This window comes from Bradyrhizobium sp. MI1.3 (assembly GCF_055811695.1).
In genome coordinates this window covers 1-3,117 of the sequence record NZ_JBVVPQ010000175.1, presented here as the reverse complement: position 1 = coordinate 3,117, position 3,117 = coordinate 1, and the positions used below count along the sequence as shown (strand labels likewise).

The 3,117-nt window shown below is 61.7% G+C and carries 4 protein-coding genes; all 4 read right to left on the bottom strand.

The genetic code is table 11. The features are described from left to right. Positions 1 to 43 precede the first annotated feature (43 nt). Genes AC0L3A_RS40345 through tnpA form a run of 4 tightly spaced genes read right to left on the bottom strand, consistent with a single transcriptional unit; the run spans position 44 to position 3,029 of the window. A complete protein-coding gene (locus AC0L3A_RS40345) occupies positions 44 to 646 on the bottom strand; it encodes a plasmid pRiA4b ORF-3 family protein (protein WP_231142011.1) in 603 nt (200 codons plus the stop codon). Beyond that, on the bottom strand, positions 643 to 2,208 hold the full coding sequence (gene tnpC, locus AC0L3A_RS40340) for an IS66 family transposase (RefSeq protein ID WP_231142010.1): 1,566 nt from the start codon (positions 2,206 to 2,208) through the stop codon (positions 643 to 645). The genes AC0L3A_RS40345 and tnpC overlap by 4 nt, the downstream gene beginning before the upstream one ends. A gap of 51 nt (positions 2,209 to 2,259) precedes the next feature. Continuing rightward, positions 2,260 to 2,613 (bottom strand): IS66 family insertion sequence element accessory protein TnpB, encoded by a 354-nt coding sequence (tnpB, locus tag AC0L3A_RS40335; RefSeq protein ID WP_231142412.1) that lies wholly within the window; start codon positions 2,611 to 2,613, stop codon positions 2,260 to 2,262. Further along, entirely contained in the window at positions 2,607 to 3,029 is a 423-nt protein-coding gene (gene tnpA / locus AC0L3A_RS40330) for an IS66-like element accessory protein TnpA (RefSeq protein WP_231142008.1), read from the bottom strand. Before tnpA ends, tnpB begins: the two co-directional genes overlap by 7 nt. Positions 3,030 to 3,117 lie beyond the last annotated feature (88 nt).

Below are 3,117 nucleotides of genomic sequence, written 5' to 3'. Positions count from 1 at the left end.
CGTAAGCGTAGCTCTGAGGCCCATTTTGATTGGTGCTTGACGTCTATTTTGAACGCGTGGTGCGCCGGCGCGGCTTCCATATTTCCGACAATGCGTTGACTGCGGCCTCGAGCGCCTTCCGGTCGACGACGTTGGGATCAAACTGCTCGGGGCCCCAGAGGCGCATTTGTTCGTGCTCCGGATGGGTGGGGTCGCTAATGGCGTCGAGGTATTCGGCATAGCCTGACGCACCGCCGACATCTTCCGGAGGACAACGGCTCGCGGCCTCGAGCAAGAGGGGAAGTCCCTCCATTGTCGTGTTGTCGAACCACTTTTCGAGCTTGATCACGTGATCCCAGCTGTCGCCGAAGTCGTAGAGATAATGGATCGTCTTCGCGCCGGTCTCGTGAACGATATTGGAGAGCCGCGTCTTGCGAGCATCGATGGGCTGAGGGCCAAAATCTCCATCGGGATCAGGAATACCCCAACGTCCTTCGCCAGCCAGGAACTCGAAGAGATGGCTATTCGTCCAGCCAAACGCCGCCTGAAGCGTCAGATGCAGCCGATCAAGGCGCAGCGTGAGCGGCACGACAAGGCATCGCATCACCTCCGGTTTCACGTCCTCGAGGGTCACCTTGATCCGGACCGCGGTCGTGTTCAGGCTCATGCCGCCAGCCTCGGATCGTGTGCATGCATCGTGTAGATCGACGCCCAAGGGAGCAGTTCGTCCAGTCGCGCCGCAGGCCAACCATTGACGAGCTTCGCGAGAACATCAGCGAGCCAGTGCTCGGCACTGACGCCATTGAGCTTACAGGTCTCGATTAACGAAGCCAGAACTGCCCAATTCTCGGCGCCCTCGTCGCAACCGGCAAAAAGGGAGTTCTTGGCGTTGAGCTTGATCGGCCGCATCGCACGCTCGACAGCATTCGTGTCCATCTCGATGCGCCCGTCATCAAGGTAGAGCGTCAGGCCATCCCAATGACGCAGCGCGTAACGCAAGGCCTTCGCCGTGTCGCTCTTCTGTGCAAGGTGATCAAGCTTGGCCTCAAACCACTGCTTCAAGGCTGTAGCCAGAGGTCGGGCATGCGCCTGCCTGCCAGCACGGCGCTCGGCATCTGATCGGCCGCGGAGCGCTTTCTCGACCGCGTAAAGCTGGGCGATGCGCTCAAGAGCCTCGCGGGCAACCGGAGCTGGCGCCGGAGCAACCTCGCGCTCGATCTTCACAAACTGGCGCCTCAGATGCGACCAGCAGAAGGCGAGCGTCCCGGACAAGGCGTCCACACGCGTCTCTCGGGTCATGGTCTTGTAAGCCTGATAGCCGTCGCAGTGGATGATGCCGCGATAGCCCTCAAGCAGCTGCAAGCCATGAACGGCCCCACGGCCCGGTGCATAGGCGTAAACCACGCCAGGTGGGTCAGGTCCGGCCCAGGGCCTGTCATCGCGTGACAGCGCCCAGAAGTAGCCGGTTTTGGTCCTGCCGCGCCCCGGGTCCAGCACCGGCGCCGGGGTCTCATCGACACAGAGCTTCGAAGAGGCGAGCAGAAGCTGGCGCAGACGATGCCACAAGGGCTTCAATTCCTGGGCGGCATAGCCTACCCAGAAGGCGAGCGTGGAACGGTCGATGGCGATACCGTGCGTCGCCAGCATCTGCGCCTGGCGGTAAAGCGGCAAATGCCAATGATACTTGGCGTCGATCACATGCGCGACGAGCCGCTCAGTGGGCAATCCACCCCTGATCAATCGCTCGGGAGCAGCGTGCTGGAGGACGACGCCATGACAGGCGCGGCAGGCCAGTTTGGGCCGGCGGGTGACGATGACGCGATACTGCGCCGGTACGACGTCCAGCCTCTGGCTCTCATCGTGACCGATCTCGAAGAGGTCGCCCTTACAAGACGGGCAACAGGTCTCGGCCGGTATCAGGATTTCGACAATGCGCGGCAAATGTTCCGGAAGTTGACCACGGTTGGTTCTACGCTCGGCAGTTCTCTTCTCGCAGGTTCTGGGATTGGCGCGATCCTCGGCTGCTTCGAGAGCCGCGACGGCCTCTTCGATGTCCTCCAGAACAAGCTGTAACTGATCAGCGTCCAGCTTTTCCGAGGATCGACCGAACTGCGCATCTTTTGCAAGCTTGAGCAACCGCTCGAGCCTGGCGCAGCGATCCAGCAGAGCCGCGGCAAAGACGCGCAACTCGGCTGGATCGCTCGGCAGCTCATCAGGCAAATCACTCATTGGCCCGAGTCTGCCATGCTTCGCGCCCCGATGCAGCGAAGATTTATATCTTTACGCAAGCGCTTTCGGCTGCGGGATTCGAGGTGCGTGCATGCGCGTCCAATCCATGCCAGCAAGCAGCGCCGACAGCTGCGCAGCGTTCATCCGCATCACGCCGGCCACGATGGGAGGCCATTTGAAGCCGCTGCCATCGAGCCGCTTCCAGTACAGCACAAGGCCGCTGCCATCCCAGACGACAATCTTCACACGGTCAGCGCGCTTCGCACGGAAGACCACCGCCACGCCCTTCATCGGGTCATGGCCCAGCGTCTCCTTTGCCAAGAGCGCCAAGCCCTCCGCACCTTTTCTGAAGTCCACAGGTTGCGTCGCCACGTAAATCATGAGGCTCGCGGGCGGCGTCAGCATGAACGTGTCCGTCGAAGCGCCAAGAACACATCACTCAACACAGCAAGGCCAGGCGTCCCTCGCACCTCAACTCGTGCCCCCTGGAGCTCAACCGTCACAACGGCTGCTTCCGGCGACCCGGTGGGCTCTGCGGCCGCCGGTAGCGCCGATTCCGATACCACCGGCACGAACGACAGCGTGTCCGCCGAAGCCGGCAGTACCAACTGGCCCAAACGCGCCCGGCGCCGCCAGTCGTGCACCTGCTGGGGCCGGCACCCATGGCGACGCGCGACATCTGTGACAATCGCCCCCGGCTCGAGGCTTTCCGCGGCAATCTGTGCCTTCAAGTCGTCCGGCCAGCGCTTTCGACCTGCGCCTGCGTACACTTCGATACGCGATGACAACGGTCGTCTTATGTCGTCCGAATGGTCGTCCATTGTGAGCACCCTTGCAGAAGAAGACTCTTCTAGCGGTGCTCTCAGGACTGAGTACAAAAATTCTCAAGGGCCTCAACGCCACGCTTAC

Coding starts and splice junctions, on each gene's coding strand:
- AC0L3A_RS40345 (WP_231142011.1), bottom strand. CDS start 646: ATGAGCCTGAACACGACCGCGGTCCGGATCAAGGTGACCCTCGAGGAC.
- tnpC (WP_231142010.1), bottom strand. CDS start 2,208: ATGAGTGATTTGCCTGATGAGCTGCCGAGCGATCCAGCCGAGTTGCGC.
- tnpB (WP_231142412.1), bottom strand. CDS start 2,613: ATGCTGACGCCGCCCGCGAGCCTCATGATTTACGTGGCGACGCAACCT.
- tnpA (WP_231142008.1), bottom strand. CDS start 3,029: ATGGACGACCATTCGGACGACATAAGACGACCGTTGTCATCGCGTATC.